12 protein-coding genes and 1 tRNA gene are annotated in these 13,632 nt (G+C 41.7%); 4 read left to right on the top strand and 9 right to left on the bottom strand.

Annotated elements, in window-relative coordinates:
• Positions 1 to 265 precede the first annotated feature (265 nt).
• From NBH03_RS12420 to NBH03_RS12410, 3 genes are all read right to left on the bottom strand, one after another.
• A tRNA-Ser gene (locus NBH03_RS12420) sits at positions 266 to 353 on the bottom strand.
• Positions 354 to 422: 69 nt separating this feature from the next.
• Entirely contained in the window at positions 423 to 974 is a 552-nt protein-coding gene (locus NBH03_RS12415; RefSeq protein ID WP_250799770.1) for a Fe-S-containing hydro-lyase, read from the bottom strand.
• Between the two features lie 12 nt (positions 975 to 986).
• Positions 987 to 1,829, bottom strand: coding sequence for a fumarate hydratase (locus tag NBH03_RS12410; protein ID WP_015512989.1), 843 nt, complete (start codon positions 1,827 to 1,829; stop codon positions 987 to 989).
• Between the two features lie 195 nt (positions 1,830 to 2,024).
• On the opposite strand from NBH03_RS12410, the gene NBH03_RS12405 reads away from it, so the two are divergent.
• Positions 2,025 to 3,299, top strand: coding sequence for a chloride channel protein (locus NBH03_RS12405; protein WP_215691151.1), 1,275 nt, complete (start codon positions 2,025 to 2,027; stop codon positions 3,297 to 3,299).
• Positions 3,300 to 3,457: 158 nt separating this feature from the next.
• On the opposite strand, the gene gyrA is transcribed toward NBH03_RS12405, so the two are convergent.
• The 6 genes from gyrA to dnaA form a co-directional block, all read right to left on the bottom strand.
• Entirely contained in the window at positions 3,458 to 6,007 is a 2,550-nt protein-coding gene (gyrA, locus tag NBH03_RS12400) for a DNA gyrase subunit A (RefSeq protein WP_250799769.1), read from the bottom strand.
• A 35-nt stretch (positions 6,008 to 6,042) separates the two neighbouring features.
• A complete protein-coding gene (gene gyrB, locus NBH03_RS12395) occupies positions 6,043 to 7,953 on the bottom strand; it encodes a DNA topoisomerase (ATP-hydrolyzing) subunit B (protein ID WP_117528540.1) in 1,911 nt (636 codons plus the stop codon).
• A 17-nt stretch (positions 7,954 to 7,970) separates the two neighbouring features.
• Positions 7,971 to 9,068 (bottom strand): DNA replication/repair protein RecF, encoded by a 1,098-nt coding sequence (gene recF, locus NBH03_RS12390; RefSeq protein ID WP_250799768.1) that lies wholly within the window; start codon positions 9,066 to 9,068, stop codon positions 7,971 to 7,973.
• 3 nt (positions 9,069 to 9,071) lie between these two features.
• Complete coding sequence (locus NBH03_RS12385; protein WP_330371273.1) at positions 9,072 to 9,281, bottom strand: RNA-binding S4 domain-containing protein; 210 nt, start codon at positions 9,279 to 9,281, stop codon at positions 9,072 to 9,074.
• A gap of 99 nt (positions 9,282 to 9,380) precedes the next feature.
• Positions 9,381 to 10,484 (bottom strand): DNA polymerase III subunit beta, encoded by a 1,104-nt coding sequence (gene dnaN, locus NBH03_RS12380; RefSeq protein WP_250799767.1) that lies wholly within the window; start codon positions 10,482 to 10,484, stop codon positions 9,381 to 9,383.
• A gap of 403 nt (positions 10,485 to 10,887) precedes the next feature.
• Positions 10,888 to 12,255, bottom strand: coding sequence for a chromosomal replication initiator protein DnaA (gene dnaA, locus NBH03_RS12375; protein ID WP_117528537.1), 1,368 nt, complete (start codon positions 12,253 to 12,255; stop codon positions 10,888 to 10,890).
• A gap of 538 nt (positions 12,256 to 12,793) precedes the next feature.
• On the opposite strand from dnaA, the gene rpmH reads away from it, so the two are divergent.
• The 3 genes from rpmH (at position 12,794) to yidD (ending at position 13,616) form a co-directional block, all read left to right on the top strand.
• On the top strand, positions 12,794 to 12,928 hold the full coding sequence (gene rpmH / locus NBH03_RS12370) for a 50S ribosomal protein L34 (protein WP_015512996.1): 135 nt from the start codon (positions 12,794 to 12,796) through the stop codon (positions 12,926 to 12,928).
• Between the two features lie 126 nt (positions 12,929 to 13,054).
• Positions 13,055 to 13,414 (top strand): ribonuclease P protein component, encoded by a 360-nt coding sequence (gene rnpA / locus NBH03_RS12365; protein WP_015512997.1) that lies wholly within the window; start codon positions 13,055 to 13,057, stop codon positions 13,412 to 13,414.
• The gene (gene yidD, locus NBH03_RS12360; protein ID WP_207658540.1) at positions 13,407 to 13,616 is read left to right on the top strand and encodes a membrane protein insertion efficiency factor YidD; all 210 of its coding nucleotides are present in this window, start codon (positions 13,407 to 13,409) and stop codon (positions 13,614 to 13,616) included. The genes rnpA and yidD overlap by 8 nt, the downstream gene beginning before the upstream one ends.
• Positions 13,617 to 13,632: the final 16 nt, after the last annotated feature.

Below are 13,632 nucleotides of genomic sequence, written 5' to 3'. Positions count from 1 at the left end.
TGAGCCAGGATCAAACTCTCATGTTTGATTTTGGTTAAGATTCACAGCTAGCTGTTATCTCTTCCCGTTTTACTTTGGTTTGTGTTCTTAAAAATTCTTTTTAGGAATTTTCGGGATTGTTTTATTATTTAGTTATCAATGTTCTTTTCTCTTAGTCAGTGTTTTGCACCGACCGTTATAGGATATCATTTCTTTCAAACTTTGTCAAGCACTTTTTTAATTTATTTTTAAAAAGTTTTTTCAAAGTTTTCTGGAAATGTTCCAGCGGAGAAAGAGGGATTTGAACCCTCGCGCCGGTTGCCCGACCTACACCCTTAGCAGGGGCGCCTCTTCGGCCTCTTGAGTATTTCTCCAGTCCTCACCGTCATTGCAGTGAGCATTTGTTATTATACAGGTACTGTAACCTTTTGTCAACAACTTTTTTAAATTTTTCGATATTTTTTTGCTACGTCTTCATATAAGTAACTGCCTTCGCTGTCAATGACCACGATTGCAGGAAGATTCTCCACTTCCAGTTTCCTGATTGCCTCTGTTCCTAGGTCATCATAAGCAATCACTTCTGCCTTTTTAACTGCTTTAGATAAAAGTGCGCCTGCCCCTCCGACTGCTGCAAAATAAACAGCGCCATTTCTCACAATTGCTTCCCGAACTTCTGCAGAACGCTTTCCTTTTCCGATCATACCCTTTAATCCCTGGTCCATGAGAAGTGGTGCATACTTATCCATTCTGCTGCTGGTTGTCGGTCCGGCCGAACCAATCGGACGTCCTTCTCTGGCCGGTGACGGTCCCATGTAATAAACAATATTATTCTTCAGGGGCATCGGTACTTCCTGCCCATTCTGAAGGGCTTCATACATTCTCTTATGTGCTGCATCCCTGGCCGTATAAATGGTACCTGATATATATACATAATCTCCGGCTTTCAGTATCTTCACTTCATCATCATTTAATGGTGCCTTTATATGTCTGTCCATTATCACCGCCTCCTATAATTCTTTTGTCACATGTCGATTCACATGACAGCATATATTAACTGCTACCGGCAGTCCTGCAATATGCGTCGGATATGTCTCGATATTCACTGCAAATGCCGTCACTGTTCCGCCTAAACCACCCGGTCCGATTCCAAGTCGGTTCACCTTATCCAACATCTCTTCCTCCAATGCACGTACATAAGGTACAGAGGAATGTTCACCTGCTGCTCGTGTCAATGCATGCTTGGCCATGATGGCACATTTTTCAAAATCACCACCGACACCAACACCGATCACCATCGGCGGACAGGCATTCGGTCCTGCCAGATCAACTGTCTCTAAAATTACTTTCTTCACACCTTCTATACCATCTGCCGGTTTCAGCATGACAACGCGGCTCATATTCTCGCTTCCGAATCCTTTCGGTGCCAATGTGATTCTGAATCTATCGCCCGGAACAATAGAATAATGAATGATAGCCGGTGTGTTATCCTGAGTATTCACTCTTTCAATCGGATCACTGACAACAGACTTTCTCAGATAGCCTTCAACATATCCCTGTCTGACGCCCTCATTGATGGCATCCTCAAGACCACCATCCGTAATATGTACTTCCTGCCCGATTTCAACAAAAACAACAGCCATGCCCGTATCCTGACAAATTGGGATCATATCTTCCCCTGCAATCGTCAAATTTTCGCACAACTGCTCCAGAATCTGACGTCCGAGCGGAGATTCTTCCTTCTCCACACCTTTGTAAAGTGCAGACTTCATGTCATCTGACAAATAATGGGTGGCCTGAATACACATTTCTTTGATACTGCTGATAATCGCATTACAACTGATTTCTCTCATAGCTTCCTCCGTAACTTTTTAAGCAGATAAATTTATTATATAATGACGTTTTTTTGATGTCAATAAGCTCAAAACCCCTTATTTTCTTGCATTTCAGTGCAACAATCACTATAATAAAATTATCGTAACTGTTCAGAGCTTGGCTCTGAACAGTTACAAATTATCTTTACTAAATCTTTAACAGGAGATAAAACGATGAATTTCAAGGACCACATCGAACATTTAAAAACATTTTTTACCCCATCTGTAAAAAATGTCATCTTACTGATCCGCTGGCTGATTACGGCCGTCTTTACAGGCCTTCTCGTTGGAGCCGTCGGAACACTTTTTTATTATGCCATGAGTTTTGTGACCGGCTGCCGAACCGCTCACCCCATACTCATTTACCTGCTACCCTTTGCCGGTCTGCTGATTATTTTTCTCTACAGGGTAAGCGGTCAGTACAACAATACCGGAACCAATCTGGTTCTGTCCTCCATCCAGTCGGACAACCATATTTCTGTTAAAGTAGCACCTCTAATCTTAGTATCAACGCTGATCACCCATCTGTTCGGCGGTTCGGCCGGTCGTGAAGGTGCTGCCCTGCAGATTGGCGGAAGTCTCGGTGATTTTCTGGCTCAGACCTTTCATTTTGATGAAAAAGATAAGAAACTGATGATTATGTGCGGCATGAGTGCCTGCTTCTCAGCTGTATTCGGTACCCCGATGGCTGCCGCAGTATTTTCTATGGAAGTCATCAGCGTCGGCATTATGCATTATTCTGCCTTGGTACCATGTGTTATTTCATCTCTGACAGCTTCCATGCTGGCCAGACATTTTGGCGCTATGCCGGAAGTTTTTCCGATTACGGATCTCCCGGCTCTGACAGCCCTTACCGTCGGTCAGATAATTCTTGCTGCAGCTGCTTTTGCCGCCATCAGTGTTGTCTTCTGCATTGCCCTGCATCTTTCCGAGCATACATACAAGAAATACATTGCCAACCCGTATCTTCGCGTTTTTGTCGGCGGTTTAATTGTTGTTCTTCTGACACTGCTTTTACATACCAATGATTACAATGGTGCCGGCATGCCGATGATTGCTCGCTGCTTTGAAGGCTCTGTTCCGCCATGGGCGTTTATGATGAAGATTATTTTTACAGCAGCTACCCTGGGTGCCGGATTTAAAGGCGGTGAAATCGTTCCTTCGTTCTTTATCGGTGCCACTCTGGGCTGTGTAATCGGTCCAATCCTCGGTCTTCCTGCTGCTCTCTGCGCCGGCTGCGGTATGGTCGGTGTGTTCTGCGGTGTGACCAACAGCCCGATTACCTCCTTGCTGATTTCCTTCGAACTGTTTGGCTTTGAAGGGATGCCCTATTATCTGATTACCATTGCTGTCAGTTATATGCTGTCCGGATACTATGGTCTTTACAGCAGTCAAAAGATTATTTATTCAAAGACGCGAACTGAATATATCGATGCGCATACGCATTGATCAGCCATTATCTCCAAAGGTAGCCTATGCTATGCTTTGCTTTCACTGTTAATACAAAAAACAAAGGGCCGCAGCATTTTTTCACGATGCTGCGGCCCTTTTTCCACATTTCTGATTTTTTTCAGAGGACTTATCCACAATCAGAACCATTCATCCAACTATTCTGTTTCATTTTCCTCAGAATTATCCACTGAATCGGTCTCTAAAACTTCTTCTATCATCCCGGCCTCTTCTGACTGTTCGTCTGAAGTCTCCTCATCGTCTTTCATATCTTCACGGATCTTTGCAATACTTGCAACTACAGAGCCTTCATCCAGCTGGATCAGTTTAACCCCTGAAGTGATACGCTTCAAAATAGAAATGCCTTCTACCGGCATACGGATAATGATACCGCCGGTTGTAATGATCATCAGCTCATCTTCTGCGTTGACACATTTTACGCCCACAACAAGACCTGTCTTATCTGTGATCTTATAGCATTTAAGGCCCTTGCCGCCGCGATTCTGAACATTAAATTCTTCCAACATGGTTCGCTTTCCGAGACCTTTTTCGGATACGATAAGCACTGCTTCGCCCTGGCTGCTGACCTGCATGCCGACAATCAGATCATCCGCATCCAGATCCATGCCGATCACGCCCATAGAAGTACGGCCTGTTGCACGAACATTATCCTGCTTGAAGCAGATACTCATACCCTTCTGGGAAACAAGATAAATCAAATCAGACTCATCTGTTACCTTAACTTCGATCAGTTCATCATCTTCACGCAGACCGATAGCCAGAAGGCCTGTCTTACGGACATTGATGTATTCCATGATAGACGTCTTCTTGACCATACCGTTCTTTGTAGCCATGAAAAGATATTTGTCATTCTCATATTTTTCAAGCGGAATGGTTGCTGTTACCTTTTCACCCGGCTCAAGCTGCAGCAGATTGATCAGTGCTGTACCTCTGGCAATACGGGATGCCTCCGGAATCTCATAGCCTTTCAGTCTGAATACACGGCCTTTATTAGTGAAGAACAGAACATAATCATGGGTGTTTGCCATCATCAACTCTGTAATGCAGTCTTCATCCAGCTTCGTCATACCTTTAATGCCTCGGCCACCGCGGTTCTGACTTCTGAAGTTATCCATGGTCATACGTTTAATATACCCCAGCTGAGTCATGGCAATGACTGTATTTTCGCGTTTGATCAGATCTTCAACGGTAATTTCGTCATCATCCACACCCAGGGATGTTTTTCTGTCATCACCATATTTATCACGGATAAGCTTAATTTCTTCGCGGATCACGCCGAGAAGCAGTTTTTCATCCGCAAGGATTGCTTTTAATTCGCCGATTCGCTTCATCAGTTCATTGTATTCGTTCTCAATCTTTTCTCTTTCCAGACCTGTCAAAGCTCTCAGACGCATATCAACGATGGCCTGAGCCTGAACCTCAGTCAGACCAAATGTTTCCATCAGCCGTGTTTTGGCCTCTGCAACATTTTTCGATGAACGGATAATGCTGATAACCTCATCAATATGGTCAAGAGCAATTAATAAGCCCTGTAAAATATGTGCACGTTCTTCCGCTTTATTTAATTCAAAACGTGTTCTTCGTGTCACAACTTCTTCCTGATGCTTCAGATACAGTTCAAGCATCTGTTTCAGATTCAGGATCATCGGCTGATTATTAACAAGCGCCAACATGATCACACCATACGTATCCTGCAGCTGGGTATGTTTATACAGCTGGTTCAGTACAACATTCGGATTAGCATCCTTTTTCAGTTCAATCACGACACGAAGGCCTTCACGGCTGGATTCATCTCGAAGATCAGAAATCCCTTCAATCCGTTTATCTTTTACCAGCTCGGCAATTTTTTCAATGAGTTTTGCCTTGTTGACCATATAAGGCAGCTCTGTGGCTACAATACGATGACGGCCATTCGGCATTGTCTCGATATCCGTCACTGCTCTTACTTTTAATTTGCCGCGGCCGGTACGGTAAGCCTGATTGATACCGTTTTTGCCAAGGATCATGGCACCTGTCGGGAAGTCCGGTCCCTTGATTATCTCCATCAGTTCTTCGATGGTTGTCTCACGATTTTCTTCCACACGATTATCAATGATCTTGATAACACCGTCAATGGTTTCACGCAAATTGTGCGGCGGAATATTTGTCGCCATACCAACAGCGATACCTGTTGTACCATTCACCAGCAGATTTGGATATCTGGACGGCAGTACAACCGGCTCTTTCTCTGTCTCATCAAAGTTCGGCTGAAAATCAACAGTGTCCTTGTTGATATCTGCCATCATTTCCATGGAAATTTTGCTGAGACGTGCCTCAGTGTATCGCATGGCTGCGGCGCCGTCGCCATCCATGGAGCCAAAGTTGCCGTGGCCATCTACCAGCGGATATCTTGTTGACCAGTCCTGAGCCATATTGACCAGTGCACCGTAGATGGATGAATCACCATGCGGATGATATTTACCCATTGCATCACCGACAATACGCGCACATTTACGATGCGGCTTGTCAGGACCATTATTCAGCTCTATCATTGCGTAAAGTATTCGTCTCTGTACCGGTTTCAAACCGTCTCGGACATCCGGCAGAGCACGGGATGCAATAACGCTCATGGCATAGTCGATATAGAAGGTTTCCATTCTTTCCTTCAGATCGACCTCATGAATCTTATCGAAAATCTTATCGTCCATTCTCTTCCTCCATAATTCTTAACGCAGAACCTTTACTATATATCCAGATTTCTGACATATTTTGCATTCTTCTCTATAAATTCACGTCTCGGCTCTACTTTGTCACCCATCAGGACGCTGAACGTCTCATCGATGCTGACTTTTTCAGCATCATCCATGGAAACACGCATCAGAATACGTCTTTCAGGGTCCATGGTTGTCTCCCAAAGCTGTTCCGCATCCATCTCACCCAAACCTTTGTAACGCTGGATCTTGTTATTCTGATCACGACCGATTTCTGTCAGGATCGCGTTCAATTCATCATCACTGTAAGCATACCATTCCTTTTTGTTTCGCTCAATCTTATAAAGCGGCGGCTTTGCAAGATAAACATAACCTTCACGGATCAGATCCGGCATAAAGCGATAAAGGAATGTCAGAAGCAGTGTACTGATATGGGCACCATCCACATCGGCATCCGTCATGATAATAATCTTATGATAACGCAGCTTGGTGATATCAAAATCTTCATGGATACCTGTACCAAAAGCCGTGATCATGGCTTTAATCTCATTGTTGACAAGAATCTTATCCAGACGTGCTTTTTCGACATTCAAAATCTTACCTCTCAGAGGCAGAATAGCCTGTGTGGCTCTTGAACGTGCTGTCTTTGCAGAACCGCCGGCGGAATCACCCTCGACAATGTAAATCTCACATTTCGCCGGATCTTTATCTGAACAGTCTGCCAGTTTGCCCGGAAGACTCATACTGTCTAATGCACCTTTTCTTCTTGTCAAATCTCTGGCTTTTCTTGCTGCATCTCTGGCTCTCTGTGCCATGACAGATTTCTCCACAATCAGCTTGCCGATGGCCGGATTCTGCTCAAGAAATACACTAAGCTTGTCGCTGACAATACTCTCAACGGCTCCTCTTGCTTCGGAGTTGCCCAGTTTCTGCTTTGTCTGACCTTCAAACTGAGGCTCCCCGATCTTGATGCTGACAATGGCCGTCAGGCCTTCACGGATATCTTCACCTGTCAGACTCTGTTCGTTGTCTTTCAGAAGCTTATTCTTTCTGGCATAATCATTAAATGTCTTGGTCAATGCACTTCGCATACCCACAAGATGGGTACCGCCTTCAGGCGTCGTAATATTATTGACGAAACTATAAACATTTTCATTGTAGCCGTCATTATGCTGAAGTGCAACTTCCACAAGTACGCCGTCTTTTTCACCTTCACAGTAAATAATCTCATCATACAGCGGTGTATTGGCCTTATTCAGATAAGCCACATACTCGCGGATACCGCCTTCATAGTGGAAAGAGGACAAAATTGGCTCTTCCTCACGGACATCTGTCAGAGAGATACGAAGTCCCTTTGTCAGAAAAGCAATTTCTCTCAGACGCTGTTTCAGTACTTTATAATCAAAAACTGTTTCTTCAAATATTTCTTTATCCGGCAGGAAATGGACCGTTGTTCCTCTCTTCTCTGTCGGACCGATCTTCTGCAGTTCACACATGACTTTACCGCGTTCATAACGCTGATAATATTCATAACCATCTACATAAACATTGACTTCAAGCCATTCGGACAGGGCATTAACAACCGATGCACCGACACCATGAAGTCCGCCGGATACCTTATATCCGCCGCCGCCGAATTTACCGCCGGCATGAAGAATGGTAAATACAACTTCTACCGCCGGTTTATGGGCTTTCGCTTGTATACCGACCGGTATACCACGTCCGTTGTCGACAACTGTAATGGAATTGTCTTTATTAATGGTCACCTCAATATGATCACAGTAACCGGCAAGGGCCTCATCGACGGAATTGTCAACAATCTCATATACCAGATGATGAAGTCCCTTCGCTGAGGTACTGCCAATATACATACCCGGTCTCTTTCTAACTGCCTCAAGCCCTTCCAATATCTGAATCTGACTTGCGCCGTATCCTTCACTCATATCTCAAACCTCCTGCTTTATCCTACTACCTCATTGACAAAATCAACTGTTCCATCCGTCACTTTAAAAATGCGGTCTATGTTAAATCTGTGATTGACAAATTCGTCCAAACCCGTACACGTGATCACGGTCTGAATATCTTTAATGCAGTCCAGAAGATAATTCTGTCTGGAACTATCAAGTTCCGACAAAACATCATCCAGCAATAATACCGGCTCGTCCCCGATACTCTGACGCACAAGTTCAATCTCAGCCAGCTTCAAGGACAATGCTGCTGTCCTCTGCTGCCCCTGTGAACCAAATTTGCGAATATCCACTTCTCCGACCATAAACAGAAAATCATCTCTGTGCGGTCCTGTTCCTGACATTTTGATCCGGATATCCTGATCTCTTTTGGATAACAGTACACGCTCGAAATCCTCCGGCTCCGTACTCGGCTGATAAACAAGCCGAAGCTTTTCTCTGTTGCCGGTGAGCCTTCCGTGAATCTGCTCCAGCCATTCATTCAACTGCGCAATAAACAGTCTTCTTGTCTCAATGACTTTTCTGCCATAATTCACCATCTGCATATCCCATATATCAAGTGTATCCTTTAATGCAGAATCAAAACCTATCTGCTTGAGAAGATTATTTCTCTGGTTCACAATTTTGTTGTAATTGGAAATATTATGTAGATAAACTTTATCCAGCTGACATAATTCGAGATCGAGAAAACGTCGTCTCTCCCCCGGTCCATTTTTAATCATGGCCAGGTCTTCCGGTGAAAAACAGATCATATGCACAAGACCAAACAATTCCCCGGATTTTCTGATGGGAATACCATCAATAGCAATCCCTTTTGATTTATTCTTCTTCAGATGCACGTCGATTTTGTGTCGTACATGCTCCTTTGAAAGCAGCATCCGAATATGGGCTTCTTCTTCACCAAACCGAATGATTTCACGATCACGGCTGCCTCTATGGGATTTTGTTGTCGCACACATATAAAGTGCTTCCAGCACATTCGTCTTCCCCTGAGCATTATCTCCGAAAAAGATATTAATGCCCGGACTTAAATTAACTGAAAGATGCGCATAATTTCTGTAATTCTCCAATGCCAGCGATTCTACATACATACTCTATACAACTTCTATCTTTTCATTTTCAAATTCAACAATATCACCCGACACGATTTTTTTGCCGCGCATATAACAAACTTTACCGTTGACTTTCACAAGTCCTTCCTGAACAACAATCTTGGCATCTACGCCTGATCCTACCAGACCAGTTGCTTTCAAAAGCTGTCCAAGTTTAATATGTTCATCCTTTAATCCAAATGTCTGCATCATTCTACTCCTTATTTATTCCTGTATATTTTGAGTCAAGCAACTGACAAAATGCAACACATTTTATGTCAGCTTTATGAAATGATGCTTGACTCTGAACAATTACATGTTGAAACTGATTGGCAAAACAAGGTAGATATAAGACTGTTCATCGTTTTTGATGATAAAAGGTGCCTTTGGATTGACCAGATACATGGTAATCTCCTCATCATCAATAACACGCAGTGCATCCAGGATAAACTTCGGATTAAATCCGATCATGATATCCCGTCCTTCTTTGCTGATATCAATATCTTCATTCATGGAACCCATGGCTGACTGGATCTTCATCTCCATGGAACCATCTGTCACGTTGATAATAATTGGCTTTCTTTCACTTTCACGAATCAGAAGAGACGCACGTTCAATACACCCCTGCAGCTCTTTCTTATTAATGGTTATTTTGGTATTGTAATCACTTGAAATCATCTTGTCAATCTGGAAATATTCTCCTTCCAACAGACGTGATACAACCACTGTCTGATCAAATTCAAACAATACATGTCTGTCTGTAAAATAAATACGGACATCATCATCCATATCACCGGACAAAATCTTACTGATCTCATTCAGGGTTTTTCCAGGAATAACTGCTTTGATCGGATCATATGATTCTTTAAGTGAAATTTTACGGATAGAAATTCTCTGACCGTCCAGTGAAACAAGACGCAGCTGATCCTGATCAATCTGTAAAAGTTCACCGGACATCATTCGGTTGCTTTCATTATCAGAAATTGAAAAAATCGTCTGACGAATAATTTCTTTTAATGAGAACTGGGAAAGCGTAATAAAATGGGTCTTTTCTATTTCAGGCAATGCGACAAAATCTTCACCATCTTTTCCGGCGATATTAAATTTTGCTTTTTCACATTTAATCAATGCCTTATTGTTGTCATCTGTTTCAATGGTAACTTCACTATCCGGGAGTTTTCTCACAATCTCAGAAAACAGTTTAGCCTCCAAAGCAATACATCCTTTATCAAGGACATCGCCGTTAACTGTTGTTTCAATACCGAGATCCATATCATTGGCTGTCAATTTAATGACCCCTGATGTTGTATCAATCAGTATACATTCAAGAATAGGCATTGTTGTTCTTGCAGGTACTGCTTTTAAGACAGTGTTGACACCGGTAAGCAATGCTGATTTATTACAAATGATTTTCATATGTTGATACGTCCTTTCGTATATTCTATATAAAGGTGATGTTATCCACAAAAGTTAACAGTCATAAAAAAGAGAGGTGTGCATATACATAAATATATATATGATAATGTTGTAGTAGTTGTAGGGGGCGTTTATATTGTGGATAAGCTCTACAACCGTGATAAATGCTGACTTCTGGTAGTGAAATCACTGTGAATAACTGTTGAAAAAAAATAGGATAACATGGCATTTTTCCACAATTTTTAAAATCGCGTCCCGCTTCGCGGGAAAGGTAAAAAATGAGTATCCACCGCTTGTCCACTGCACTATCCACAGGTTATTCACAACGCAAATAAACCATCAACAAATTGTGGATAACTCCTGTGGAAATTCGGTGGAAAACTCGTTTTATCCAGAGTTTATGCTACTTTGGAGGGTTTAACTTCTTGGTGATAATATCAATTGTACTGCGTAACTGCTCATCCTTCTCCAAGTCAGTCTTAATCTTCTTGATGCCATGAAGAACCGTTGTATGATCTTTATTGCCCAACGCAGCACCGATCGCTGCTAATGAAAGCCCAGTGTATTTCTCACAGAGATACATACAGATCTGTCGTGGATAAGAGATATCGCGGCTTCGGTTTTTACCAAGAATATCATCTTTTGTTACCTTATAATTATAGTGCTCTGTTACTGTCTCTATGATGACTTCCGGAGTGATCGGTCTTGCTTCATCCGGTGCAATAATATCCTTTAATGCTTCACGGGCCAGATCGGTATCAATTCTGTCTGCGTGTTTCAGACGTGAAAAGTTGTAAATCTGGCGCAGTGCGCCTTCAAGTTCTCGGATATTGGAGCTGATATGATCAGCAACATAATGAAGCGCATCTACTTCTATATTAATATGTTCAAGTTCAGCTCTTTTTACCAGGATAGCAACACGGGTTTCATAATCCGGTGGCTGTACATCAACGGTTAATCCGACTTTGAATCGGGAGATCAGACGATCTTCGACACCGACAATATCTTTTGGCGGTTTATCGGATGAAATAACGATCTGTTTTTTATTTTCATACAGTGTGTTAAATGTATGGAAAAATTCTTCCATTGTACTGTCTTTGCCGGCAATGAACTGAATATCATCGATCAGGAGCATATCAATATTCCGGTACTTATCTTTAAATGCCTCCTGGGTTTTGTTCTTGATGGCTGAAATTAATTCATTGGAGAATGTTTCTGTCGTTGTGTATATAATTTTGTAATCTGGATTGTAGGAAAGAATGTAATGTGCGATGGAATGCATCAAATGCGTCTTTCCAAGTCCAACACCTCCGTAGATGAACAGCGGATTGCCGTAATCTCCGGGATCTGATGCGACAGCCAGAGCTGTTGCGTGGGCAAGTTCGTTGTTTTTGCCAACGACAAAAGTATCAAATGTGTAATTAGGATTCAGCGTTTTGTTTGTAATGATCGATGCAGCAGGTTTTTTCTCCGGCTCTACAGTCTGGGTGGCCTCAATTTTGCCGAGTTCTTCGCTGGTCGTAATGTGAATATCATAAACGTCATTAAAATACTCTGAAATAGTGACTTTCAGAGGCTGTTCGAACTTTTTCTTTATATAGCTGCACATTTGCTCAAGTTCATTGTTGACGAGAATGGTAATTGTATGACCTTCGACAGAATAGACAGTTAAAGGCTTTATCCATGTGTTAAAAGCAACGGGAGAAATGTCATGCTCAATTCTCATAATATCCAATATCTGATCCCAGTTTTCTCGAATTTTGTTAATCACGATAATCCCCCTAATTATAGTTTACTTACTAAATATTTTATAACATTTTAAATTTTTTTACAATGCTTTTGGTGAAATCTTGTGTGGAAATTGTGGATAACTTTTATCCACCGGTGTGTATAATATGGAAAATCGCCCCAGTGGGTTTACATAAGATTGGACGAAAATCGTGGAAAAATAGGGGCTGTGAATAAGTTATTCAAATTATACACACCTCTTAAAATAGCATAAATACTGAAAATCTGGTATTTATCCAATATTAATCCACAAGTTATCCACAAGTTATCCACTTTTTGTGGATAAGGTTATGAAAAACAAAATTTTTCCACAACCAGTAGTGAGTAAATTGTGGATAAATCCACATAGCACCTATATGTCGATAAATCGTGGAAAATGCTGCAAAAAATCGTGAAAAAAAATAATTGTTTTACTTGACGGAATGAGGGCAAACTAATATAATAGAATAGATTAGATAATACAATAACGTTAGTCTGTAATTTTATAGACAGCGCAGGAAGAATAAAGGAGGTGTATACCTATGAAGATGACATTCCAGCCAAAGACAAGACAGAGATCTAAAGTACACGGCTTCAGAAAGAGAATGAGCACTGCTAACGGCAGAAAAGTTTTAGCAGCCAGAAGAGCTAAAGGAAGAAAAGTTTTATCAGCATAATCGTACCGTTTCATATGGTATCATAGATGTCAGCTTAGGCCGCAGATTTGTGGCCTTTTTCTTTCTTATTCGGGATGATTCGATGATAACCATGATATAATTTTGAGAAAGAAATGGAAGAATAGAATGGAATATTCAGAATCATTAAAGAAAAACAGGGATTTTAAAACTGTATATGGTAATGGAAAGTCACGTGCGAATAAATATTTGGTCATGTACGTGATGAAGAATGGAACAGAGAAGAACAGAATTGGTATATCTGTCAGTAAAAAGGTTGGCAATAGCGTTGTCAGACATCATCTGACACGTTTGATCAGAGAAATTTATCGTTTAAATGAACATCATTTTAAAAAGGGACTGGATATCATATTTATTGTCAGAGTCAATGCAAAGAAGATTGATTATCACACATTGGAGAAGGCATTGATGCATGTGGCAGATATCCACAGAGTTTTGGAAAAGAGCCGTAATGAGCAAAATGAGTAGAATTTTAATAGCGATGATCAGATTTTACAGAAAATATATCTCGCCGATGAAAAGGGGATGCTGTATTTATATTCCGACCTGTTCGCAGTATGCAATTGAAGCTATTATGAAGTATGGTGCTGTTAAAGGGAGTTATCTGGCAGCCAGAAGAATTTTAAGATGTCATCCGTTTGCGAAGGGTGGTTATGATCCTGTTCCATAAACCAAGGAGGGCAATA

The organism is Coprococcus intestinalis (assembly GCF_023656595.1).
GTDB lineage: Bacteria > Bacillota > Clostridia > Lachnospirales > Lachnospiraceae > Coprococcus_A > Coprococcus_A intestinihominis.
This window is presented reverse-complemented; position numbering and strand designations above follow the sequence as displayed.

Excerpts from the sequence above, each read along its gene's own strand:
- NBH03_RS12415 (WP_250799770.1), bottom strand. The coding sequence starts at position 974 with ATGGACAGACATATAAAGGCACCATTAAATGATGATGAAGTGAAGATA.
- NBH03_RS12410 (WP_015512989.1), bottom strand. The coding sequence starts at position 1,829 with ATGAGAGAAATCAGTTGTAATGCGATTATCAGCAGTATCAAAGAAATG.
- NBH03_RS12405 (WP_215691151.1), top strand. The coding sequence starts at position 2,025 with ATGAATTTCAAGGACCACATCGAACATTTAAAAACATTTTTTACCCCA.
- gyrA (WP_250799769.1), bottom strand. The coding sequence starts at position 6,007 with ATGGACGATAAGATTTTCGATAAGATTCATGAGGTCGATCTGAAGGAA.
- gyrB (WP_117528540.1), bottom strand. The coding sequence starts at position 7,953 with ATGAGTGAAGGATACGGCGCAAGTCAGATTCAGATATTGGAAGGGCTT.
- recF (WP_250799768.1), bottom strand. The coding sequence starts at position 9,068 with ATGTATGTAGAATCGCTGGCATTGGAGAATTACAGAAATTATGCGCAT.
- NBH03_RS12385 (WP_330371273.1), bottom strand. The coding sequence starts at position 9,281 with ATGATGCAGACATTTGGATTAAAGGATGAACATATTAAACTTGGACAG.
- dnaN (WP_250799767.1), bottom strand. The coding sequence starts at position 10,484 with ATGAAAATCATTTGTAATAAATCAGCATTGCTTACCGGTGTCAACACT.
- rpmH (WP_015512996.1), top strand. The coding sequence starts at position 12,794 with ATGAAGATGACATTCCAGCCAAAGACAAGACAGAGATCTAAAGTACAC.
- rnpA (WP_015512997.1), top strand. The coding sequence starts at position 13,055 with ATGGAATATTCAGAATCATTAAAGAAAAACAGGGATTTTAAAACTGTA.
- yidD (WP_207658540.1), top strand. The coding sequence starts at position 13,407 with ATGAGTAGAATTTTAATAGCGATGATCAGATTTTACAGAAAATATATC.